At 42.5% G+C, this 23,679-nt stretch carries 21 protein-coding genes; 2 read left to right on the forward strand and 19 right to left on the reverse strand.

Annotation, left to right across the window (positions count from 1 at the left end):
- Positions 1-7 precede the first annotated feature (7 nt).
- The 16 genes from IGI72_RS09265 to IGI72_RS09340 all read right to left on the reverse strand — a co-directional run bounded on the left by IGI72_RS09265 (position 8) and on the right by IGI72_RS09340 (position 19,089).
- Positions 8-2,059, reverse strand: coding sequence for a glucosaminidase domain-containing protein (locus tag IGI72_RS09265; protein ID WP_195960717.1), 2,052 nt, complete (start codon positions 2,057-2,059; stop codon positions 8-10).
- A gap of 259 nt (positions 2,060-2,318) precedes the next feature.
- Positions 2,319-5,372 (reverse strand): pectate lyase-like adhesive domain-containing protein, encoded by a 3,054-nt coding sequence (locus IGI72_RS09270; RefSeq protein WP_438753927.1) that lies wholly within the window; start codon positions 5,370-5,372, stop codon positions 2,319-2,321.
- A gap of 1 nt (position 5,373) precedes the next feature.
- Positions 5,374-6,501, reverse strand: a complete 1,128-nt coding sequence (locus IGI72_RS09275) for a DUF916 and DUF3324 domain-containing protein (protein ID WP_015509751.1) — start codon at positions 6,499-6,501, stop codon at positions 5,374-5,376.
- Between the two features lie 13 nt (positions 6,502-6,514).
- The gene (locus IGI72_RS09280; RefSeq protein ID WP_005226152.1) at positions 6,515-7,327 is read right to left on the reverse strand and encodes a WxL domain-containing protein; all 813 of its coding nucleotides are present in this window, start codon (positions 7,325-7,327) and stop codon (positions 6,515-6,517) included.
- Positions 7,328-7,368: 41 nt separating this feature from the next.
- Complete coding sequence (locus tag IGI72_RS09285) at positions 7,369-8,172, reverse strand: WxL domain-containing protein (RefSeq protein ID WP_015509752.1); 804 nt, start codon at positions 8,170-8,172, stop codon at positions 7,369-7,371.
- A gap of 14 nt (positions 8,173-8,186) precedes the next feature.
- The gene (locus IGI72_RS09290; protein WP_005226154.1) at positions 8,187-8,561 is read right to left on the reverse strand and encodes an LPXTG cell wall anchor domain-containing protein; all 375 of its coding nucleotides are present in this window, start codon (positions 8,559-8,561) and stop codon (positions 8,187-8,189) included.
- Positions 8,562-9,159: 598 nt separating this feature from the next.
- Positions 9,160-9,816 (reverse strand): endonuclease III, encoded by a 657-nt coding sequence (gene nth, locus IGI72_RS09295; protein ID WP_005226155.1) that lies wholly within the window; start codon positions 9,814-9,816, stop codon positions 9,160-9,162.
- Positions 9,817-9,840: 24 nt separating this feature from the next.
- Positions 9,841-10,542, reverse strand: coding sequence for a DnaD domain protein (locus IGI72_RS09300; protein ID WP_010748401.1), 702 nt, complete (start codon positions 10,540-10,542; stop codon positions 9,841-9,843).
- Between the two features lie 111 nt (positions 10,543-10,653).
- Positions 10,654-11,040: a RidA family protein gene (locus IGI72_RS09305; RefSeq protein WP_015509753.1), complete on the reverse strand. Its 387-nt coding sequence runs from the start codon at positions 11,038-11,040 to the stop codon at positions 10,654-10,656.
- Positions 11,037-11,477: a Fur family transcriptional regulator gene (locus IGI72_RS09310; RefSeq protein ID WP_005226158.1), complete on the reverse strand. Its 441-nt coding sequence runs from the start codon at positions 11,475-11,477 to the stop codon at positions 11,037-11,039. Before IGI72_RS09310 ends, IGI72_RS09305 begins: the two co-directional genes overlap by 4 nt.
- Positions 11,478-11,645: 168 nt before the next feature.
- Positions 11,646-12,575 carry a cysteine synthase A gene (gene cysK, locus IGI72_RS09315; protein WP_005226159.1) on the reverse strand — a complete coding sequence of 310 codons (930 nt, stop codon included), beginning with the start codon at positions 12,573-12,575 and terminating at the stop codon, positions 11,646-11,648.
- 198 nt (positions 12,576-12,773) lie between these two features.
- A complete protein-coding gene (locus IGI72_RS09320) occupies positions 12,774-13,652 on the reverse strand; it encodes a glucosaminidase domain-containing protein (protein ID WP_016609285.1) in 879 nt (292 codons plus the stop codon).
- A gap of 309 nt (positions 13,653-13,961) precedes the next feature.
- The gene (locus tag IGI72_RS09325) at positions 13,962-15,221 is read right to left on the reverse strand and encodes a hypothetical protein (protein WP_438753930.1); all 1,260 of its coding nucleotides are present in this window, start codon (positions 15,219-15,221) and stop codon (positions 13,962-13,964) included.
- A 141-nt stretch (positions 15,222-15,362) separates the two neighbouring features.
- Entirely contained in the window at positions 15,363-16,373 is a 1,011-nt protein-coding gene (locus tag IGI72_RS09330) for a hypothetical protein (RefSeq protein WP_005226162.1), read from the reverse strand.
- Positions 16,374-16,751: 378 nt separating this feature from the next.
- Positions 16,752-18,749 carry a transketolase gene (tkt, locus tag IGI72_RS09335; protein WP_438753932.1) on the reverse strand — a complete coding sequence of 666 codons (1,998 nt, stop codon included), beginning with the start codon at positions 18,747-18,749 and terminating at the stop codon, positions 16,752-16,754.
- A gap of 100 nt (positions 18,750-18,849) precedes the next feature.
- Complete coding sequence (locus tag IGI72_RS09340) at positions 18,850-19,089, reverse strand: DUF896 family protein (protein WP_005226164.1); 240 nt, start codon at positions 19,087-19,089, stop codon at positions 18,850-18,852.
- Between the two features lie 136 nt (positions 19,090-19,225).
- Between IGI72_RS09340 and lexA the strand changes: the two genes are divergently transcribed.
- Both lexA and IGI72_RS09350 read left to right on the forward strand, forming a co-directional pair.
- Positions 19,226-19,846, forward strand: a complete 621-nt coding sequence (lexA, locus tag IGI72_RS09345; protein ID WP_005226165.1) for a transcriptional repressor LexA — start codon at positions 19,226-19,228, stop codon at positions 19,844-19,846.
- 129 nt (positions 19,847-19,975) lie between these two features.
- Positions 19,976-20,188, forward strand: coding sequence for a hypothetical protein (locus IGI72_RS09350; RefSeq protein WP_005236082.1), 213 nt, complete (start codon positions 19,976-19,978; stop codon positions 20,186-20,188).
- A gap of 76 nt (positions 20,189-20,264) precedes the next feature.
- Here IGI72_RS09350 and IGI72_RS09355 read toward each other — a convergent pair whose 3' ends face one another.
- The 3 genes from IGI72_RS09355 to IGI72_RS09365 all read right to left on the reverse strand — a co-directional run bounded on the left by IGI72_RS09355 (position 20,265) and on the right by IGI72_RS09365 (position 23,673).
- A complete protein-coding gene (locus IGI72_RS09355) occupies positions 20,265-20,777 on the reverse strand; it encodes an adenine phosphoribosyltransferase (RefSeq protein ID WP_005226167.1) in 513 nt (170 codons plus the stop codon).
- A gap of 11 nt (positions 20,778-20,788) precedes the next feature.
- Positions 20,789-23,089 carry a single-stranded-DNA-specific exonuclease RecJ gene (gene recJ, locus IGI72_RS09360; RefSeq protein ID WP_438753934.1) on the reverse strand — a complete coding sequence of 767 codons (2,301 nt, stop codon included), beginning with the start codon at positions 23,087-23,089 and terminating at the stop codon, positions 20,789-20,791.
- A 146-nt stretch (positions 23,090-23,235) separates the two neighbouring features.
- Entirely contained in the window at positions 23,236-23,673 is a 438-nt protein-coding gene (locus tag IGI72_RS09365) for a lipopolysaccharide assembly protein LapA domain-containing protein (protein ID WP_438753936.1), read from the reverse strand.
- Positions 23,674-23,679: the final 6 nt, after the last annotated feature.

Consider the following 23,679-nt stretch of genomic DNA (forward strand, 5'->3'; position numbering starts at 1 on the left):
TCCATCCTTATTTTGGCATAATATATGAAACACTTGATGAGTGCGCCAATTCATTGCTGATCACACGATAAGAGATTGTGGTTCCACCATAGACATTTCCTTCTGACACCAAAATACCATTTGGACCAACGGCTTCAACAAAAGCGACATGACCATAACGAGGATCAGATCCAGCTGTTCCAGGTGCAAAAGAGATCATACTACCTGCTTTAGGCGTTTGACTGACGTTGTAACCTAAACGTCGTCCGGTATTGCCCCATTGACCACCATTTCCCATGTAGTCATCTACTTGACCGCCTAATTGACTCACCCGATTGAACACATACCATGTACATTGTCCAACAGGATACGAACCAGAAAGATTGTAGTCACGACCGTTGTATTCTGGAAATGTCATGAGGGAGCGATACTCTTCTGGAATTTGTTCTTTTCCTTGGATAAACAAGCCTGTTTCTGTTGCGATCACTTGGTCATATTGCGTCAATCCATAGACCGCAATCAGTGAATTGATTTTTTTACTATAATTAACATCGGTCGCATAAGTGCCCGTCAAAGCATCTGCTGCCCGAAGATAGTTTTTTGATTCAGAGCGCCACACGTCTTGATAAAAGGTTGGATTTCCAGTGATTCCTCCGCGAATCAATTTGACATAATCTGCCATCGAATCTCGATAACTTGAATAGGAACGAAAGGCTGCTTGAATTTGGAATAGTTCTCCGTTGCCTTTATCTTCCATTGTTGGTAAAGTCACGCTGCTTCCTTGATAACTGCCTTTGATCCCAAAAAGGTTATAATGGGGACTGCTGGAAAGCCCGCTGTCGCCACTGCCGCTTTCAAGGATCGCTTGCGCGATTAATACAGAAGCAAAGACATCGTATTCTTGCCCTAAGCTTTGGGCTTCTTGTGCCAATGTTTCAATAAACGTCTGGGTCTTTTGATTCACTGTAAATTCGTAAGGGGCTGGATATTCAGTAACTAGCTTTTCGCCATATGTAGCCAATTCAGGATTTGATAGCCGTCTGATCGATAGCGGCTCTTCGATTGAAACCCGCTGAACTTCGATGGCAGTTTTCGTTGGCTCTTCTTGATTTGTCACTAAACTTGCTTGGTAACCATCTGCGAGGTAGATACCGATTAACTGATTTGCGTCATATAAAAGATCCCCCGGTTGTAATTGTTCAACCTGCTGTTCTTTTTCTATCCAGCTAGCTTTTCCTTCTATAACCGCTTTGATCCGTTCATTGATCCATTCGTCCATTGTCGATGGTTCTTCTAGTTCACCAATTTGCCCGATGATCTCGTAGACCAATGCCGCTTGCCATTGGGCATCATAATCAGCTAATATCGGCAAGGTGAAATCTAACAGATTCGAATCTGCGATCTTCGCTGCCCGAAAACTCTCTGGTAAATCTATGGTACGTCCATCATAAAAAGAATTTTTCAAGTGAGAAGTAGCATCTGGTGATTGAACGACAGGGTTTATTACTTGCTCAGGTGCAATAATCGGAGGTGTTTTCGGCTCCTCTTTTTTTGCATTTTCAGTATTTTCGTTGCTCTCAGTTGAAATTTCATTTTCTTTTGGTGCCAATGACTCATCAATCAAGTCGGTCTCTTTTGGCTTGTTCTCTGTTTCTACTTCTAGATCGTCCGTTTCAGCATCTATTTTTTCCTCTTCCTCGGAAGGTTCCGTGGACTCTAATTCCTCTAGTTCGGTCGTTTCCGCTGACTCGGTCGTTTGTGTTGAGTCTGATTCTTCAGACGAATCAAGAGATTCTACAACGGGATCTGCTGTTTCTGAATCCATAAGCGGTTCATTTGATTCGGAGGATAACTCGGTCGAGTCCTCCGTTTGCTCTTTGCTGACGTCTTCTTGACTTTCTTGGTCTTCTGCTGCCGATGAATCTTGGTCATCAAGTTGCTGTTCGACATTTGTATTTTCTGAATAGTTATCAGGCTGAGGGCTTTCTTTCGCCAGCAATACGGGAGAAACAAAAAGTTGGCTTGCTAAAATCCCAGCACTGAATAATGTCAGATATGACTTCTTTTTTTTACTCTTCATACAGTTTCCTTTCTCTTGTTTCAGCTGGCATCATTGGTTTTGAACAAAACCTGACGAACTGATTCAAAGCTGCTTGAATAGTTTTTGCACGAGTTTAGGTGAACTCTATATCTTCGCGGTTATTATGAAGCAAGCGTGATCTACCGCAAAAAAACGGTAAAACCCACTGCTTTTCAAGCGATTTACTCACTATCTTCCTATCAAGAATGGAAGCTGTCATAGGCGTCAACAGCTTCCATTTGATAAGATTGAGCATTGATCATTCGGTAGATGGGACAAAACTTAACTCCCATTCAATCGTTGCTTGGTAGGTCATGTTACGCGGATTTGATCCAATGGGTACTTCAAGTTTGACACTATCCCCCATCGTCCCCATATCCCCGTAGCGCTGAATCCAGGTACCGCTTCCTTCATTTGCATCTGCTTCAGCGATCAAAGCGGGTACCCCAGGATCAAGGATCATTGATTCACTATAAGTGGGAGGAATTGCTGAATTGGCAGCATTCGTCAGCATAACTGCATTTTCTAAAATAATTCGTGCACCCCGAAGTTCTTCTCCTCGATCATTACGAAATCCTGCAGCGGATAATGTCGCGTTAAGTTCCCAACCGGTAAATTGAGCGCGCCGGTCAGAAATCTGCACGTAATTTGGCCGTTCCTCAGTTACTGAGCCATCTGCACTACTAAGACGTTGCGGCAATGCCTTGTACTGTTTGGTATCTGCACTTATTGATACATCTCCAAAGCTATACTGGGAGATGAAATCGATACTGATAAACCCTAAATGTTCTGGTATATCCGGTTTATTTTCTGGGTTCACTTCAATATCTGGTGCGATCGGATCTCGTGGATTCATTGTGGCAATCTCTTGAACAACTGTTTCAGCTGTATCAAATTTTCCATTTAAGAAAGCGTAAGCCGTCACCGTATTATGTTTTGTAAACCGATCCCCCTCGGCTAAAGTCAAGCTGAAATCACCGTTGGCATCTGCTTGAAGATGGAACAAGCTGTTATCATCAAAAGAAGGTGATTGCAGTTGCGGTGCGGGAATCGCTGGATCTCCGTCAAAACGAATCACACTATAAGGTGTGGCTTTTCCCCTAATGATTCTTGAGCCTTCCAGTGCCGGGTCTTCCGTTAATGGTTCTAAATGAACCTCGACATCTGGAATATATTCAAATAGGATGCGTTGTGCTCTTGTGGTAAAATTCGCGCGAAAATGATCAACGATCGCTTGAGAGATGGAAGAAACATTCGAAATCGATGACAAGGTAGAGGCAAAATTCACTTTTAAGTTGAAGATTGGACTCCAACTGAAGTCTGGTTCCTCCGTCAAGTTTCCGTGCCGCCATTGTTTCGCTGCTTGAATATCCACATCTAATAGCCCACCGCTGCCGGAGATCGAAATAAGGCTGCTATTTGCTGCATTTCCGGTAACCGCCCTTGTTTTCTCTAAATTGATGCGTTGTGCATCCGCAAAAGTGAAGGTTGAGGCCGAGCTCAAAAATGTCATCAAGGAATGAGAGGGATTGGTTCCGTCTGACTTAATATCCAAGATTCCTTCTTTAGCAACAATAAATGTGGCGGCACCGGCTACATGGATCACTCCGGATGTGGTGGTCCCTTGATTCACTGCATCAATTTCGACACTGCTTTTATTTCCAATAAGCATCGTGCTTCCAGCACCCATGTAGATAATGTTATAGCCCCATCCATTGAGGCTTGTGGTACGTCCGTCAGCTTTGATTACCACTTTGCTATCCTCAGACATTTCAAAGTGGGCGCCGCTAGCATACATACTGATTGCGGGGGAGTTGGCTCGAGCATTCAAATGAAGCTCGGAACGATTACCGATATCGATCCGACCATTTTGAATGTAAATATTTGCCCCATAGGCTTCTCCTCCTGTGCCAGCTGTTCGCAAGGTCATTTTCACATCATCGCCAATAATCATTCGACCCGTTGCATAGTACAAATAAATATTTCCCGCATTAATCGTTGACATGTCAACTACTGCGTTATCGAGAACTTCTAATTGGGTTATTTCCATATTTACTTGATTCGTTGCGTTGATCGTTTGTACTCGTCCTGATCGGGACGTATACGTCGGTGATTGATGCGATGTTACCTCGCCAGACATAACGACAGGTGTTGCGTGCGAGTGAATCAATTGATTTCCCGCATTGGTCAAATTATGGTAGCGCATTCTGGATAGATTCTGTTGTGGAATGCTCATATTCGTAAAATTCATGAAGCCATAATAGTTGCCATGAACGATATCGATATTTTGGTACGTGATGTCCCACGGCGTTGCACTATTGACGGTACTATCATAAAATCCGACAGCAACAGCTCTAAAGTCGATTTGATACCCATTGCCTTCGATCACAAGCGTTCTTGAAATTCCAGAAGCATTTGTCCAAATATAGGCTAATCCATTTGTTGGGTTGGAAGTTGCACTTCCCACAGCCACTCCAGAAACTCCTTGAGTAGGATTATCCGAAGATTCAAAGTCGTTTACGATATTGATATAATTTACATCTTTATTCACGATTGCCGCCATAAATTCTTGCCAGTTGGAAACATCCCGGTGACTGATTTCGTTTAACGGTGTGACCGGTTCTGTCAATTGGGCAATCGCTTCTGCTTGATCAGCTTCTGTGTCTTGCTGATTCTCGTTTAGGTTCGCGTCATTGGAAGGTTGCGTGGTTCGTTCCCCTTCCTGCGGCGTCTCTGATGGTGAGACTTCTGTCTCGATCGTTTCATTATCTGCATCATCATCCGAGTCCTCTTCCTCGTCATCTTCTGCCTGTACTTCGATCGTTAGTTCCGCTTCACCTATAACCAGTTGATAATCGCCTATTTTATTAAAGACGATAGGAATCTCGAACTCCATTAGCTCTTCATCAAAGGTAAGCGTCCATTCCTGTTCTTCTTCAGACAGCTTTTTACTCTTCACTTCTGCAGCAAATTCTTCTTCCACGATCGCTGCTTCTTTCGCTACAACCAGCGTAATCTCATCTAACGGTTGGCTTGATACGACGAAAACATCGATCGGTTGATCCACGACACCTTCAATCACACTAACTGGAAACTGAAAAAAAGGGGTATGGATGTCAAATTCTTTTGTTTGGATCGGTTGTGTTGCTTTATCAAGCAAGGACATGTTCTGCGTTTCGTCCAATGGTTCAATCGTGTGATCGATGGCGTGGATTTCTGGCAATAGTAAACTGCTCAGACTTGGAAAAAAAGTTTGCACACTTAGTAATCCAATAATGATCGCAATTATTACCTTGTGTGAGGTATTCTTCATTTCAACTTTTCCCACCTTCCTTTGCATTTTTTTTCTGACGAACAATTAGGATGATCGCAAGCAATAGAAACAAGCTGATTAGACCAGCCGTGGCGATCATCCACCAATTGAGTGACGTATCTACAGTGACATCGAGTTCATTTAAGCGGCGAGCATCTTCTGCCTCTACGCTAAATGTCTGTTCCCAAGACCACTCTTCCTCTCCTGACCGCGCAGTAAGATTCAATACATACTCCCCATTACGAAAACGATCACCATTCAAGGGAATTGGGAAATGCATATGTGAATTAGGAGCCATTTGCATCGCTGATTGACTTGTTTCATATAAAATCGTCTCACTGCCAACAGATCGAATTTCAGCTGTTACTTCCAATTGATTGACAAATGTTGAAGTATAATTTTGGATAACAGCACTAAATACGTTTCGGTAGTTTACTTGATCGGCAAAAACATCAAGCAGTTCCAATCCCGGATCCGTTGCGGACCGATTGTTGCTTACTACCACACCAATGACATAGGAAAATGCATTCCGAATACCTAATCCTTGTTCAGCAGATTGTGTTTGCTCCTCTTCCGAAATAACCTCTTTGATTCGAATGCCACCTGCCAAAACCCCTTTAAATTCCTCTTCTGGCATCGTAATCGGTAAAGAAATGATTCGTTTTTCTAATGGATCGAACGATACGGTTTCAGGCACCTCTACCAGTTCATCAATTGATGCAGGTAAAGTTGGATCAGGGGATTCTGCATCCCGGCCATATTCCACAACACCATTCACATTCGTAAATGCCGTATGGGCAGAAATTTCTATTTCGATCGCTTGATCAGAACCATTTTCGATCTCTAAAGCCAATTCATCACGTTCTCCTGCCCCAAGATTTAAATCGAAATACCCCAACGCCCCTCCTTCCAGCTGACTTTCAGGTAAGATAGGCGTCACATAGAAGTTTAATTCTGATTCTGTCTGAGCATAGCTCAATCTTGGTGAAAAAAAGAATGATAGTAGGATGACCGCACAGGTAACCGTTTTTATCCATTTCATTCTCATACGTTGTTCAGTCAAAAGTGGTTCTCCTTCCAAAAAAGGCAGGAATAATTTACTATTCCTGCCAGTTGTTTCTTGTTGCAAGCTATGATCCTTCTTACGGATTTACTGTTTCGCCACTACTATCAACAGAAGCAGTTAGCGTCCATGTCATTTCCGCAGTATAGTTAGTTGCTAGCTGCGTGGTAGAGCCTGGTACAAATAGTTGAATATCATCATTTCTGATAATTTCGCCTTCTTGTTTATTAAGATTTTGTTCCGTCAATTTTTCTTGATCTCCCCAGTAAATCGATGAAGCGCCCGCGCCTTGACCGACCGAAGCACGCATGACAGGAATGTCTTGATCGTTGACATCTAGGATCAACGCATTTTGTTCTTCATTATTGATAACGGCACTTGGCTGTAAGTCTCGATCACCCTCACCTTTGTTGAACACGATCTCAGGGTTTGCCAACTTGATTTTTGCCCCAGTCAAGACATCCCCTGATTCAGAAGTAAAATCAGTTAGACTAACATTTAATGTCCAACCAGCATGCGTTCCTCGGGTATCTTGTACTTGGGCAAACGATACATACGGTGTCGTACCTGATTGATCAGCCAAATTACGCTCATCAGCAACGATCGAATACCAACGATCACTGGTAGAAATAGCATTCTGACCAAAATCGAATGTTTGTGGTGCATAAGCAATGGTAAATGGACCCGTTTGTCCTGGCGGTGTTGGTTCGATCGTTTCTACTTCTGGGTGCACGACTGGCGGTTGTACCACTGTTAGATCGCTTCCGTCTGAGGTAAATCCTACAACGTTATCGGTAGTCGTTTCTAATGAAGATTGGGCAAAGGCTTGAACGCCTCCTGCTAGTAAAGTGGTGGATAATACAGCGACCGTAGCTAAACGAATCTTTTTCATTTCTAGTTCCTTCTTTCTTTTTTATTCAGTACAAAACTAAGTTATTGAACCGTTTCTCCGTCCGGTCCAGCTGTTGCAGCCAATGTCCAAGTAAGGGTTGCTTCATAAAGAGCAGCGTCTTTTGCTGTTGATCCAGGAACAAGTAACTCGATTCCAGCATTTTCAACAACCTCTGCGCCTGCTTCCACTTGTCGATTGATTTCTTCCTGATCGCCCCAAACGACTGACGATACGCCAGCACCTTTTGTTTGAGCAGCGGTCAGAACCGAACGCTCACTATTTGTAGCATCTAAAATCAATCCATCCGCATGAATTTGTGGTTCATTTTCTTGGTTGCTTCCGTTATATTCCAATTTTGGCGAATTAAAACGAATTCTTGCTCCAGTCAGTTCATTATTCTGTGTTCCTGATTCAAAAGCACTTAAGGAAACTTTTAAGTCCCAACCAGCATTTGTCCCACGCGTATCTTGGACTTGAGCAAATGAAACATATGGAACTCTTTCTTCACTATCTTCCGCGTCTTTTAGCTTGTGTAATTCAGCCACTAGCTTATATTCTTGATCGGTATTAGAAATCACTTGCTCACCGAAATTAAGCGTAGGTGCGTAAGCAATCGTCAATGGTCCCGTTTGTCCTTCCGGGCCGACTGGATTGATCTCTACATCTGGACCATTAGGACCAGGATTTGGTGGTTGAACCACTGTCGCTTCGCTATCGTTTGGTACAAAGAGAACTTTCCCTTCTGTATCATGGTTTGTTACACTTTCAGTAGCGAAGGCTTGCGCGCTAATAGTAAATAAAGTTGCAGCTAAAACAGCTGCCGATGCAAATCGTACGAATTTCAAATTCATCCCTGCTTTCAAATTATTTGTCTTTTCTTTTTAACCATCATAAATCTTGATCGATGTTTGGTATATTGCACATACAATACAACCAGTACGAGCAGTAATCCAAGTAAGATTACGCCGTAAGTTCTTGTCTCGTTGGTCTTTGGTAAAATACCACCTGGTTTTGCTACCTCGTTTGGTGGCGAGATATTCTCTGTAGGGCCTGCTGGCGGTGCTGGTTCGGGTTGCCCAATAGGCTCATAAACACCGGTAAAAAGCACAGAGCTTTCTGTTTCAACCGACTGCACTTCCTGAGCATTCACCGCTGCCGTAGAAATAGTTATCCCATAAAAAAGAGTGCAAAACAGAACCATACGAACTAATTTCCATACCTTTTCTCCTTTCATTCTCCCTCCTCCTCTATACTTGCCACATCTTATAAGTGATCTTTTCAAAACTGTGTTTGTCTAAGACCCGTTAACAAAAAATGATTTTGAGATCGTTACAGAATCATTTGAACTGTGCAACGCTTTTTCTGTCATTCGTAAAATAGCAGAGAAAGACTTATAACCTTTGACAAAGTTCACTATACTGATGATTTTCACAGATTTGAAATACTATTTTTCACCAATGGGTGAATTTTCTTATTAATTTTACGTTTTATTGACCGAAAATATGCTGTTTTATAAAAAGAAAGGTTAAAAACTGTCCGAAAGAAGCCCATCATACTAAGCTTACAAATAGTTTCAAAAAAAAAGGCGTATCGGAAGGTTCATTTCGCATCGAGCATCATCCCTCACACGATCTCTTTGTGAAAAAACACCTAATTTTGAGTGGTGTAATCAAAAAAATTCAGTAAGCTTATGTTTTTCCAGTTAATTGAAAGGGCTTTAATAAAGGGTATTACGTTAATTACCTGTTTTTTTATCAATTTGTGCAAAAAAAAAACGCTAAGCGATTTCGCTTAGCGTCTTGATCCTAGTTACTTTTGGTTTATGTTCACCATTAAATGGTTTTCTTCCCCTTCATCCGAAGTTTTCCTTCTTGGCACATTGTCAACAATGGACAAACCTCACACTTAGGTGCCCGGGCTGTGCAATGATAACGACCAAAGAAAATTAACGTGTGATGCGTTTTGACCCACAACGTATCTGGAATCTTTTTCATCAATGTTTGTTCGACTTCTAATACGTTGGCGTCTAGTTTACAGATGCGCAGCCTTTTTGATACCCGCTCGACATGCGTATCGACAGCGATTGCTGGAATGCCAAATGCATCGCCAAGAACGACGTTCGCTGTTTTTCTGCCGACACCTGGCAAAGAAATTAAGTCTTCTCTGGTTTGAGGCACTTCGCCTCCAAAACGCAGCAACAATTCAGAGGCACAAGCTTTGATATTTTTCGCTTTGTTTCGATAGAGGCCAATCGATTTGATTTTTTCAATAATGTCTTCTAACGGCGCCTCGCTGAGAGCCTGCGGCGTTGGATATGCTTCAAAAAGTGCCGGTGTCACTTTATTGACTGACACGTCCGTTGCCTGTGCGCTTAGAATGACAGCAATCAGCAATTCAAAGGCATTTTTTGACACTAGTTCTCCATGTGCTTCAGGAAACATCTCATACATTATTTCTATCGCAGTCATTGTTTTTTCTTTACTGATCATTGGACGAATTAAACTCCTTGTATCTTACTCTCCTTCTAACCAATTATGCATAGGGATTTTGGGCATTGGGCCATCCTCTTGTGGCGTGGTTTCATTTTGAAGAAACTGTTTTTTTCTTCTTTTTTGCTCTTCTTCTACTTGCGCTTTTGAGGTAATATTCTTGCGTTCCCACGAAAGCAAAATACGATCGATATAGTTTAAACTATACGCTTGATTCAAGACCGCTTCTCGCAAAGCAAACTGGACCAGCTCGGGATCATAGTGGTCCTCATCCAACCACTGCCCGATCCGTTGGTATTCGATCGCCGATAAGGGGCGACCAAATTCTCCTTCAAATAAGCGATACAACTCGCGTATCTTCTCTTCATTTGTTTCAGCGACTTCCTTTTTGGATTGCTGCTGCAAAAGAAACTCGAGCCGTTCATAAATGCCAGTGAAATCATAATAATCCACCATTTTTCCTGCGTCGTCTTTTTTAGAACCCATTCGCAGCACATCTTTTTTCAGCAATTGATTCAACCAATGATAGATTTCTTTTTGGTCGCTGCCCATCACCGAGGCAATCTCACGTAAATCTGGAAAATCATTGCCTTGCTCATGGCTGCGATACAGTTGCAGCCATAACAAAAATTCATCATTCGTCAAACCAAGATGATGGTAATTCTCTAAAAGCAAATTTGAAATCGTCGTTTGCCCTTTTGCCAAATATTCCTTTAACGAAACCATACTACATCCTCTTCTCCTTGGCTCACTTGAAACATTAAGATTCTTCCTATCAGGATCGAATCAATAAAAAGGGGACGACGCAAATGCGGACGTCCCACGATTCTTTGTTGGTTACGCTTTTTCTTTGACTGCTGCGATGATCTCAACTTCAACCAAAACATCTTTTGGTAAGCGAGCAACTTCGACAGCAGAACGTGCAGGTAACGCTTCATTGAACAATGTGCTATACGTATTATTGAAAGGAACGAAATCATTCATATTTTTTAAAAAACATGTCGTCTTAACGATGTCATCTGGCGTAAGTTCCGCCGCTTCAAGAATCGCGTTGATATTTTTCAATACTTGCTGAGTCTGTACTTCAATCGTCGTACCGACAACTTCCCCCGAAACAGGATCTAATGGCACTTGACCAGAAGCAAACAAAAAGCCGTTTGCGATTTTTGCTTGAACATAAGGACCGATTGCTTGTGGTGCTTGATCTGTAGAAATTATCTTCATTTTGTTTCCTCCTCTTTCACTTGGCATTCAGGACATAGACCATAAACTTCTAGTCGATGGTTATTTATTTGATACCCAGTTAATTTCGAAGCCGCCATTTCGACATCTTCCAATCCTGGATAGTAAAAATCAGCGATCTTTCCACACTTTTGGCAGATAGCATGATAATGAGGCTCCGTTGTAAAATCAAAACGACTGGAGGCATCTCCATAATTCATTTCTTTTACAAAGCCAATTTCTGTGAACAAACGTAAGTTATTGTATACCGTTGCGACACTTATACCAGGAAAATGAACTTCGATCGCCCGATAAATCTCTTCAGCGGTCGGATGGGCATCGTGACTGGCTAAAAATTCTAATATCGCTACTCGCTGCGGTGTAATACGAATATTTTCATGTTTTAATCGTTTGATCGCTTCATCGTAGATCGTACTCACAGGAGTTCCTCCATTTCTCTTATCTTACCTATCATACTATGTAAAACCTAAAAATTCAAACAGCTTTCCTTGTTTTTTTAAAGGAATAACGCATTTGCCCAGCCCGTCTTCCCTCAGTTTTTCGAGAAAGAAAAGCAGACAAACGAATGCCTGCTTTCCCCCTCTTTGCTAGTCTTCAAACTGATACAGTGCCGTAGACAAATAGCGTTCACCATTATCTGGTACGATCGCTAAGACTTTTTTGCCTTTTCCTAAGTCCTTAGCAACCTCTAATGCCGCTTTGATCGCTGCACCAGAAGAAATTCCTACTAAGATTCCTTCTTTCATCCCAACTTGACGCGCAGTTTCCATGGCATCCTCACTAGCGATGGCAATCACCTGATCATAAATCTCAGTGTCTAGTACTTTAGGAACAAATCCCGTGCCGATCCCTTGGATCTTATGGGGACCAGGTTTGCCACCTCCTAAAATAGCTGATTCTGCAGGCTCAACGCCCACGATCTTCAAATTAGGATAGACGCGCTTCAATTCCTTCCCCGCACCAGTGATCGTGCCACCTGTGCCGATCCCAGCAACAAAAGCGTCTAACCCTTTAGATTCAAACGCATCCTCAATTTCTTTCCCTGTCGTTTTTTCATGGACTTCTGGATTGGCTGGGTTTTCAAATTGTAATGGCATATAATAGCCGTCTTGTTCTGCTAATTCTTTTGCTTTATTGATAGAACCAGTGATTCCTTCAGACCCAGGGGTCAAAATCAACTCTGCGCCATAAGCTTGAACAATTTTACGTCTTTCAATACTCATGGTTTCTGGCATAACCAGCACGACACGATAGCCTTTTGCCGTACCGATCATGGCTAAGCCGATCCCAGTATTCCCAGAAGTTGGTTCGATGATGGTATCACCAGCTTTTAACAAGCCATTTTTTTCTGCTTTTTCAATCATGGCTAAAGCAATTCTGTCCTTGACACTTCCCCCAGGATTGAAGAACTCTAATTTCAGATACACATCCGCAGAACCTTCTTCTACGATGTGATTTAATTTGACGATTGGCGTATGCCCAACTAACTCATTGACCGATTGATAGATTTTTGTCATTGAAAATCCCTCCCGTTCTTATTCTTCCATTCTACCTAAAATAACCCCGAGTTGCGAATAAAAAGTAAGCAATTTCAATTTTTTTCTTATTTTTTTATATTTGTTTGTATTCACTTTCTTGATTTTGTTTTTCCATTAAAAAAAAACCTTAAGAATGATGCCATTTAGAGCAATCATTCTTAAGGCGGTATCAGATAATTAAACGATTAATTCTTGGCCAACAACAATGACCTCACTAGATAACCCATTTGTTGCCATTAGAGCGTCGACCGTTGTGCCAAATTTATTGGCGATATCCCAAAGTGTATCGCCTGAAGCAACGTGATAGCTCTGCGCTGTAGATCCGCTGTTTACCTGAGTCGTCGTTGTAGTTTGCGTAGTACTGGTGCTAGTCGTGCTCGTTGTACTTGTCCATGCGGTACTTTGCGTTGTGCCAGTATCAAAGCGTGTGAGCTGATACGTTTCAATTAACCAGTTCAGTTTTTGTGCATACCCTGGATCGGTAGCATAGCGCCCCGTCAAGTAATTCGTTGCATCATAAAATGAGGTTGTTTGGCTTTTCCAAACACCACTGTAATGAGCAGTTCCTGTCGCGAAACTCGTGCTGCGCAAGACATTCGCATGATCCTGAAACGATTCCCAGTAAGAGTTATATTGACGAAACGGTTCATTCATCTCTACCCACTGACCATTCAAATACTCTTGTGTAGGCATATAGACACTTTGTCCGTTGTAACTGCCTTTGACCCCAAACAAATTGTAATAGGGTGCATTGGATAACGCGGAAGAACCATAGCCGCTTTCCAAAATCGCTTGAGCAATCATCACAGAAGCATAGAGATCATTGTTGGCAGCAACATCTTGTGCTGACCAGCCAATTTGCTCAATAAAACCTGAGATGTCCTGCGTCGCGTATTGATTCTCAGCAGCTTGTACCTGTTGAGGAACGAAAGTGACCGTCATTGGCGCTAACATCATTCCTGCCCCCATCAAAGAGACCACCGCCTTTTTAGTAGGTCTTTTTATCGTCTTCTTTGGTTGATGATGTCTTTCACTTCTTGTTTGATAACTTCCCATTTTTTTCCTCCAGTAACTGTACGTTTTTTCAAATAAATCAATACAGCTATTATACGGAAAAACATCTAACAGTGCAAACAATGTTCACTTTACACTCGGGAAAGAGTCTTTTAAAAAACTAAACGAACATTCTTAGTATTCTTAACAAAACGAAAAACTTTTAAAAGTTTTTTCACTTTCTTCTTTTCTGTTTCAGAAATAATCAAAAAACAAATTTGCAGCAACTCAGCTTCCTTCAACCACCTTGCTTTCTTAGCTCCTTTCTGAACCTGCCTTGTTGATCGCCGTCGATTCCTGAAAAATCTAAAACTATTTGGGACGAAAACGCACTCGGTTCCAAAGATACACACAAAAAATGAAGCATAAGTAAATTATGGGGAGACTTATGATAGTGCGGTAAGTTGACTTCATAGTCGGTGTGATCCCTATCCATTTTACCGAAGACAGCGAGCCTACGGTACCATTCTCATTGATCACAACTGGTACTTGCCTATGCACCTCTTCGTAGAATGGTTCGCCATTTAGAAAATCATTGATCAAGACCATCTCTGCTTGGTCAAATACATCCGCGGATTCTCTCATTACTTTTTGGGCTTTTTCGATCAATTCATTGGGACTATTTTCATCGAGTTCTACCCATATATACGGAAACATCGGCAGAGGATCGATTACTCTGATTCCATCGATTTGCCTTACGGCATCGTCCGCACGTTGATAGAACAATGATCGTCCTAAATCAGTGGACGGAAAGTACTTGTGCAGCAAATAATTCTCCTCACTCAGGGTAAACTTAAACCTGAGCAGATTCGCTTGATATTTGCGCAAAAATAGTCCAGGGACCCACCCTGTCTGAACCATATCTGAAGTAATTGTCATGGGCCGAGCTGCATGCTTTTCGTCTCTAGGATCAAGTGAAACAGTCGCGGGATCAATTTCTTCCAAAGCTCCCCTTTTGATCAACCCAGAAGAAAATTGTCTGATTTCAAAGAGGATCTGATGAAATTCCTCAAAGGAAAAGGGTGCTACTTCAATTGTTACTCGATCATTTTGATCAGGTCCAGCTAAAAGTTGAGCTTCACGTGTGATGAGACTATCCAACAATTGTTCAGTCAATGTGGGAAACTGCTCATCGCGAGCAGCACGGTCGATTTCAAGGTGTATGCGATTGTTCACAAAACCCTTTTTTACGCCGTCTGCCTCATAAGTAGTGATATCCTCCAAAAACAGTGCAGGTAGGCCTGGAGATTCGTTCATATAAAATGGTTCTTCAAATGAATAGGTCGCCATTGCTCCTGTGCTGTCAATGGCTACAAGTTCAAATCGATGCGCTTCAGATTCAGTTGGAAGAAATAAACGTGCGTCAGCTATTTTTCGACCGGGTTCGATCATTACTGATGAAGTGATACTTCGAAAAAGATAAAGATCGAATTCCCCATCGACCTTCACGAACACTTCATCAATAAAACTACCTGTAGTAGGGGTTATTGCGTAGATTATCTCAAAAAAGGGCACATTTAATTCTGCACCAGGCTCTTCACTGAGTAGTTCGATGATCGGTTTATCTTCCATGTTTATAATTGTTTACCCGTCTCTTTCTGTATTACTATTCGTTTCAGCATGACTGATTTTGGGTGTAAACAGCAAGATGATCACTAATACCACGACTTTATTGCGCAATCGTTTCTTTTTTATTTCCATTTTTCCTCCTATTTAGCGTTTGTGTCTGAGTAAAAACCATGTTACGGCCAAACTTGGCACTGGTATTACCATTATTATATAAAGAAATAGTGTCATTCCGGTGGGAATCTCCAACGGCTCAGTAGAAGCTGCAGCCTCATTTGATCGTGCATAGGCCAACGGATCATTTAAGGTCTCGTTCGTGTCCACATCAAATGTCTCACTTGTCTCTCCTGCATGTCCGACATTCTCAATTATATCTAAACTGCCCCCGTCGAAGACCTCAGGATAATTCGTCACCAGACTCATAATCATGGCGATCAGCTCTTCAGCGGTACTTTTTTTGACACCTATGAGAATATGCCATGACCAATCCGCTTCTTGCAAAATTGTCCCGCCAATCGATTCGACTGCTTCATGGATCTTCGCTTCTGATACTCGGAATCGATCTATTTCTGTTTCTCCAGCGATTCCCATGTATAAGCGATTGTTCACAAATGTTCTTTCATCCTCCCAAAAGAATTCAGTACTAATTTCATCTGGAGTTGGTGACGGCAGAGTGGGTGGATCTACCACAGTAATCGGATGTTCTAATTTGAATCGCCCACTGGCGCCGCTGCTGTCAACCGCTACAAGCTCAAGATACATCGCTTCTGATTGATGATAGGGCAAAACAACGATTCCACTGCCGAATTCGAATTCCTCCACTGTTTCGTGATTGTTTTCATCTTTCAAATAAAGATGACTATGGTATGCCCCATTGATCTCAACGTGAACATCAATTATCTCACTTCCACTTGACGGAACGGCCGTATAGGTGAGATAAATAGACGGATTTGTCACTTCACTCTTGAGAAAATCAGTATGTATCACAACGTTTGCTTCATCACCTGTTGCAATTTCATTCAATTCTGTTGCGTAAACGTCTCGTGAAAATAGCTTTAGCAGTAGTATTACTAAAAGAATGGTTTTTTTCTTTTTTCCACTCATAACGCCGCATTTCTTTCGTCGGTTCGTGTGACTAACCCTCAACCTTTTCATCATGTTTTCTCATCTCCTTATTCCTCTTTCTTCAAGTAGTCGTTCTTCCCTGTTCTCTTTTCTTGAGCCATTCTCCTTGGCTCTTATTGTTTAGTTTCCTTTTCTTTAACTATACACAGGAACCAGTCTTGCAACAACGAAAACTAGCATTTTTATTCATATATATTCAATTTTATACAACAAAGTGACGTTTATTATTTATTTGATCCAGTTTCTCTCTGACGATTGGCTCATCGATAGAAAGTATTTCCCTGTTGAATCGGTGACTTGCGTTTCTCATTCCTCTCCCTTGTGGTTCTCTAACCATGCTCCAGACAAAAAAACACGCTCGAAAATCGAAAAGATTCTCGAACGTGCTATTTTTGATTGATTGTCGATCAATTAATCGATTGATTTGAAAGTATTCACGACATTCTCAACACTGAAGCCGAATTCCGCTAAGACTTTGTCACCAGGTGCGGATGCACCGAAATGATCGATCGCGATCACTTTTCCATGGCAACCGGTGTAACGTTCCCAACCAAATGGGGAAGCTGCTTCGATCGCTACCCGTTTCTTCACTGCTTTTGGCAAGACGCTTTCTTTGTATTCTGAGCTTTGTGCTTCAAACAGATCAAAGCTTGGTAAGGAAACCACCGATACATCGATGCCTTCTTCTGCCAATTTAGCTTGTGCTTGGACCGCAAGATTCACTTCAGAACCTGTGGCGATCAAAATCCCCGCTGGTGTTTCACCAGCTTGTTTTGAAATCACGTAGCCACCTTTTGCGACATTTTCATCCGCACCGGTTTGCGTGCCTTCGATCACTGGTAGATTTTGTCGGCTTAAGACTAAGACCGTTGGTTTATCCGTTGTTGTCATGGCCAATTTCCAGGCAGCACGGGTTTCATTGCCGTCTGCTGGACGAATCACTTGGACATTTGGCATGCAACGGACGCTGGCTAATTGCTCGATTGGCTCATGCGTCGGTCCATCTTCTCCCACCGCCACGGAGTCATGCGTCAAGACATAGATCACAGGTGCATGCTGGATCGCAGACAAGCGCACCGCTGGACGTAAGTAATCAACGAAGACGAAGAAGGTTCCGCCATAGATTCGCGTACCGCCATGCAATTGGATGCCGTTCATCGCTGCCGCCATCGCAAATTCTCGGACGCCAAACCAAATGTTGCGGCCTTCGTATTGGCCAGGTTCAAAGTCTTTTTCTGCTGCCACCATCGTGTTGTTGGATCCAGAAAGGTCAGCCGATCCACCCCAGAGACTAGGGACGGCTTTGGATAAGGCTTGGATCATCTCTTTGCTAGATACTCGACTAGCTTGTGAGCTGCCAACTTCGTAGCTTGGTAATGCTGCATCCCAATCTGCTGGCAATTCACCCGCAAAGGCTTGTTTGAATTGCGCAGCAAGTTCTGGGTAGGCTGTTTCATAGGCACGGAAGGTTTCGTTCCAAGCTGCTTCAGCTTTTTGCCCTTCATCGATCATGGTTTCTTTGAAGCGCGCGGCAACTTCTTCAGGTACGGTAAATTCTGGGTATTCCCAACCATAAATCGCTTTAGCTGCAGAAATGCCTTCGGCACCGATCGGCGCACCATGAACGGCAGAGGTGCCTTGATTTGGCGCACCGTATCCGATCACAGTCTTGATTTCGATCAAGGTTGGTTTGTCGCTTTCAGCTTTTGCTTCGTCGATCGCTTTCGAGATCGCTTCTAAATCATTGCCGTCTTCAACGAGAATGTGTTGCCAGCCATACGCTTCAAAACGCGCACCGACATTTTCTGTAAAGGCTTTTGAAGTTGGGCCATCTAGGGAGATGTCATTTGAATCGTACAAGACGATCAGTTTGTCTAATTTCATGTGACCAGCCATGGATGCAGCTTCTTGCGAAACACCTTCCATCAAGTCGCCATCGCCACATAAAGCGTAGGTATAGTGATCAATGACTTGATACTTTTCGCGATTGTAGGTTGCAGCTAAGTGGGCTTCGGCCATTGCCATACCGACTGCCATGGCGATCCCTTGTCCTAAAGGTCCAGTGGTTGCTTCCACGCCGTCTGTGTGATCGACTTCTGGATGTCCTGGCGTGCGGCTATCCCATTGACGGAAGTTTTTTAGATCCTCAATGGTCACATCGTAGCCAGACACGTGCAACAAGCTGTACAATAACGCCGAACCGTGTCCAGCAGACAAAACAAAACGGTCACGATCCACCCAGTTGCGAGAAGTCGTTGGATTGACTTTCAAGTGTTTCGTCCACAAGGCATAGGCCATGGGTGCTGCCCCCATCGGTAATCCTGGATGTCCTGAATTGGCTTTTTGTACGGCTTCGATACTTAATGTACGAAGGGTGTTCACTCCTAATTGATCGATTTTATCAAACAATGGTAGTTCCTCCTAATTTAGGTTTTTTTTACCTTTATTACATCTTTCATTATACGTGATTCAAAAGCTTATTTCAATAGCAATGAAAAGGAATTCACAATTATCTGCCGTGGAGACCTTTTTTCTTTTGAATCTCTTTTAACTTCTCTGGTGTCACATCAGCACCTTCAGGGTCAACGATTTTCATTCCTTCGATATGGTGTCGCATCCCTCCACGAAAGGCGGTTAAATACTCTTCACGCAGAACTTTTTGTTCGTGGGTCTCAGCCTCAGTCAATCCTTCTGTTTTTTTCTTGTTGGCAAGTTCATTGATTCGAGCTAATTTTTCTTGAGATAGCATAGTTGTTCCTCCTTTTCCCTCTTGATTTTACTACAAACTAGCGAGCAAAAACAATAGCACAAAAAGCGAACATTTGTTTGAATAATCGATATAGCTATGGTACACTAAGGTTATCAAATGAAAGAAGGTGTCAGTTTTGGCAAAACGAACAGAAAATCGACAAATCGAAATTCTTAAGTTCATTCATACACGTGTCACTGAAAAAGGCTATCCGCCGACTGTTCGCGAAATTGGCGAAGCCGTTCAGTTATCTTCTACCTCAACTGTTCATGGCCATTTGTCCCGACTTGAAAAAAAAGGGCTGATCTTACGAGATCCTACAAAACCCAGAGCCATTGAATTAACTGCTTCCGGTCTTGAAAAAATCGATGTTCAACCAGCATCCATTCCGATGCTTGGTGTCGTAACTGCTGGAGAACCGATTTTAGCCGTGGAAGATGCATCCGATTTCTTTCCGATTCCGCCAGATTTAGCGAATAGCACAGGAAGTTTATTCATGTTGACGATCCGAGGAGAAAGTATGATCAATGCTGGCATTCTCGACGGTGATCAAGTAATCGTTCGTAAACAACAAAGTGCTCAAAATGGCGATATCGTGATTGCTATGACAGATGAAGACGAAGCTACGTGCAAACGATTCTATAAAGAAAAGAATTACATTCGTTTACAACCAGAAAATGATTATTTAGAACCAATCATTTTGCCTGACGTAACGATTTTAGGATTGGTTGTTGGATTGTATCGCCATCTGCTTTGATGCTCAACGAGCTGACTAGGAAATCTTCGTTTTTACGAAGATTTTTTTTCTTTCCTCTTTACAAAGCGAACAAACATTCGTATAATAAGTATACAAACATAAGTTCGTATTATTTAAGGAGTGAATGAGATGAAAGCAGTTCGTCGATTTGGTTTTATGTTGTGGGTATTATTGATGGGAATTGTTATTGGCTATTTTGGCGTTTTAAGTGCTGTTCTGATTTTTTGCCCTCTAATGATGCTTTGGTTCATGCTTTGGGATGAAAAAAAATTCCGCCAAGCAGAGCGCAAACGTAACCGCCATTATTATCACGATCATGATTTTTATCGTTATGAACCATGATCCTTCCCCTACATACGCCCATAAGGCAGCAGAAACAAAAAAGGACTCCAGCGAGTCTTTTTTTGTTTCTGCTTTTTTAGTATTCCATTAACGTCTTGATTTCGACACCTTGGATCTTGTCTCTTCCATGTAGATCCATCAGTTCGATCAAGAAGGCACAGCCAACAACGATGCCACCTAGTTTTTCTACGAGTTCGATCGTTGCTTTGATCGTTCCACCAGTTGCTAGTAGATCATCACAGATCAAGACACGTTGACCTGGTTTGATGGCATCGGCGTGCAGCGTCAAGACATCCACACCGTACTCTTTTTCATATTCTGCTTCAATCGTTTCCCGTGGCAATTTGCCTTTTTTACGTACTGGGGCAAAGCCGACACCTAATTGATAGGCAACTGGACAACCAACGATAAAGCCGCGGGCTTCAGGTCCTACCACCATATCGATGCCTTTTTCTTGTGCATACTCAACGATTTGTTGTGTCGCATACCGATACGCTTCTCCATCTGCCATCAATGGCGAGATGTCCCGAAAAATAATTCCCTCTTGGGGATAATCAGGAATACTAGCAATATACTCTTTTAAATCCATTTTCTTTCCTCCTAGACTGTCAACCACTGACGAAGGGTTGATAAATCACTCATTAATAAAAATTCTTCTGTTTTGATCAGTTTTTGTCGTTGCTGATACAAATGACTCTCCGTCAATGGACGGGAAACAGGATCAGCAGTTTTATTCAAAACACCATCTTGTATTGTAACAAATTCCAGCTCAGAAAACACCTGAATCATGAAAATAAGTAATTTTTGTGGAATTTTTAGATAGTCAGCGACCATCTTTAGTTTGTAACGAATGTCCAAACGAGGCTGCTGTTTGATCAGTTGAAAGAGACGACTGTATTGCTCTCTTGTCCCTACCCCATCTAAATAAGCATCTTCTGTCGAGTAGAAAACAAAAGCAACTCTTGACGCCTGGAGCGCTTGAACGATCTCTTTGATCAATGCAGGGTCAGCAGGACAATCTAAAAATGCAATCTCTTGGAACTGACCAGCACGAAAAGTATCTTCCAAGGCTGTAACTGAGTCAAATATGGTGGTTTGCCCACAAAAGCCTTGCAATTCCCGAGGAAGTTTCTGCTTGAAAAGAACGCCTAGTGTTTGACTGCCCAGAGAGACACCTTGACGGCTTCTTTTCGAACGATAATCAAATAGCTGAATCCCTTCCACTGCAAAATCATCCAACATGAGCTGCGGTTTTTTGTTGCCATTCCATTCATTGATGGAAAGCTGACCAACGATCGATAAGCGGTCGTTTTCAAACGCTACTAAATCTTTTCCAAAACCAAACCCAATGACATCCAGCTGCGTGTTAGACTCATCGCTCATCACTAACTTCAAATGCTGATTTTCTGAACCAATCTGGCGAGCATTTTGAGTCATCAGATTAGAAAATAAAAATTTCGGTAAGGGGTTGTCCGTTCCAAAAGGCGCTAAGACTTTTAATGATTCAATAAAACTGATCGAAACTTCTGTTAACGGTAGCTCCTCATCGATCGCTAAGGGGATGCCCTGACTGAGGTCAATGGCATTTTCTTCAACGTAACGATTCATTTGGGCTTGCAGCATATCTAAATGATCGATGGGGATACTTAATCCAACTGCTGCATGATGGCCGCCAAAGCTAGTAAACATGTCTTTCATCGTCGACAGCATTTCAAACAGATTCAACGCAGCAATGCTTCTTCCCGACCCTTTGGCTAAGCCATTTTCTTTTTTGGTCAAAACGATTACTGGTTGTCCTGTACTTTGCATGATTCGTCCTGCCACGATCCCTAAAACGCCTTCGTGCCAATGATCTCCTACCACCAAATGAACATGATTCGCAGGATCGATTTTTTCTTGTGCTTCTTTCATGATTTCTTCAACAAATGTTTTTCGCTGCTGATTGATTGTATCTAAGGTTTTCGCTAAGCTGACTGCCTCTTCTTCATCGAAGGTAGTCAACAAGCGAACAGCCGGATTGGGATCCTCCAAACGACCGATCGCATTTAACCGTGGTCCAACTGCGAAGCCAATATCTGTTTCGTTGACTGTTTGTTTTTTTAAATCGCTGACTGACAGCAACTCATTCAGTCCGATGCGATCCGATTGCTGAATCATTTTCAACCCGTTGCTGACTAATAGCCGATTCTCATCGGTTAAAGAAACCATATCAGCGATCGTCCCAATCGCAACAAGATCAAGCAATTCCACTGGCACTTCTTCTAACAAAGCGCAAGCCACTTTAAATGCAACGCCGACTCCAGCCAAATCACCAAAAGGATAGTTTCCTTGAGGGTGACGGGGATGGACAATAGCAAACGCCTCCGGTAGTTCTGCAGGTAGTTCATGGTGATCTGTGACGATCACGTCAACTCCTTGTCCTTGAGCATAAGCAATCGCCTCATGACCAGACACCCCATTGTCGACGGTGATGATCAATTGCGTCCCTGCTGCAATTTTATCTTGATAGACAGTTAGATTGGGCCCATATCCATCTGTAAAACGATTAGGCAAATAATACTCAGCTTCCGCCCCTAGCAATTCCAACGTTTCCTTTAACACGGTAGTGCTCGTAATCCCATCCGCATCGTAATCACCATAAATCAAGATTCGTTCGCCATTTAAAATCGCTTCATGGATTCGTTCCACGGCTTTAGCCATATCATGAAATAAAAACGGATCATGAAGATATTGCAGGTCCGTTGATAAAAAAGCATCGAGCGCCTCTGCTGTTCGAATATTTCGCTGCCATAGCAACGCGCCGATCCGCTCAGGGATCTTTCTTTCTTGGATCAGCTCTTTAAATACTGGGGTCGTTTCGCTTTCTTGCGGACGCACCCAGTGAAAATTTGCACGTTTCACCAAATCACTCCTAACTAGGATATTATAGCAAAGTTTATGCAAAAAAGAAAAACAACGAGAGAAACAGCACTCGTTTTACAACACAAAAAAAGAGCTTGCAGCAAATCTTGCACTAGCAAACTCTTTTTTTGTGAAACGTCGTTCTTTTAGGCTTGCGATTCAAAAGACTTCATTTCCTCATCGATCGTTGGTGGCGTGGATGCGCCCGCAGCACGTGAGGAAAGCTGGGCTTCTTGATCATCGAGCTGCTGCTGTCTTGCCGCTAACTCCGCCTGCTTGTTCGTGTATTCCCGTTCCAAAGCTTCTCGTTGTTCTTGGAGAACCTTCTCGTTATTCGAACGATAATCTGAAAGCTCTTTTCTCAATTGCTTTAGTTCTTTTTTTTGGCGGAACATTGCGCTTGTGGAAACCAGCAGCAAAATCAATGCGCCTAACAAAGCAGAACCAATAATGGCTAAGATCAGTGGCGATTGAATCGTTGCGAAGCCAAAGTTGATCGGGACAGTCATATTGTTTGCAACGGCAAATAAAACGATCACTAAAATCAGTAAAATACCAACGATAACACGCCATTGATTTTTCATGGGCTT

Origin of the sequence: Enterococcus sp. DIV1059_2, from assembly GCF_051713685.1 — a bacterium.
Taxonomy (GTDB): Bacteria; Bacillota; Bacilli; order Lactobacillales; family Enterococcaceae; genus Enterococcus_D; species Enterococcus_D casseliflavus.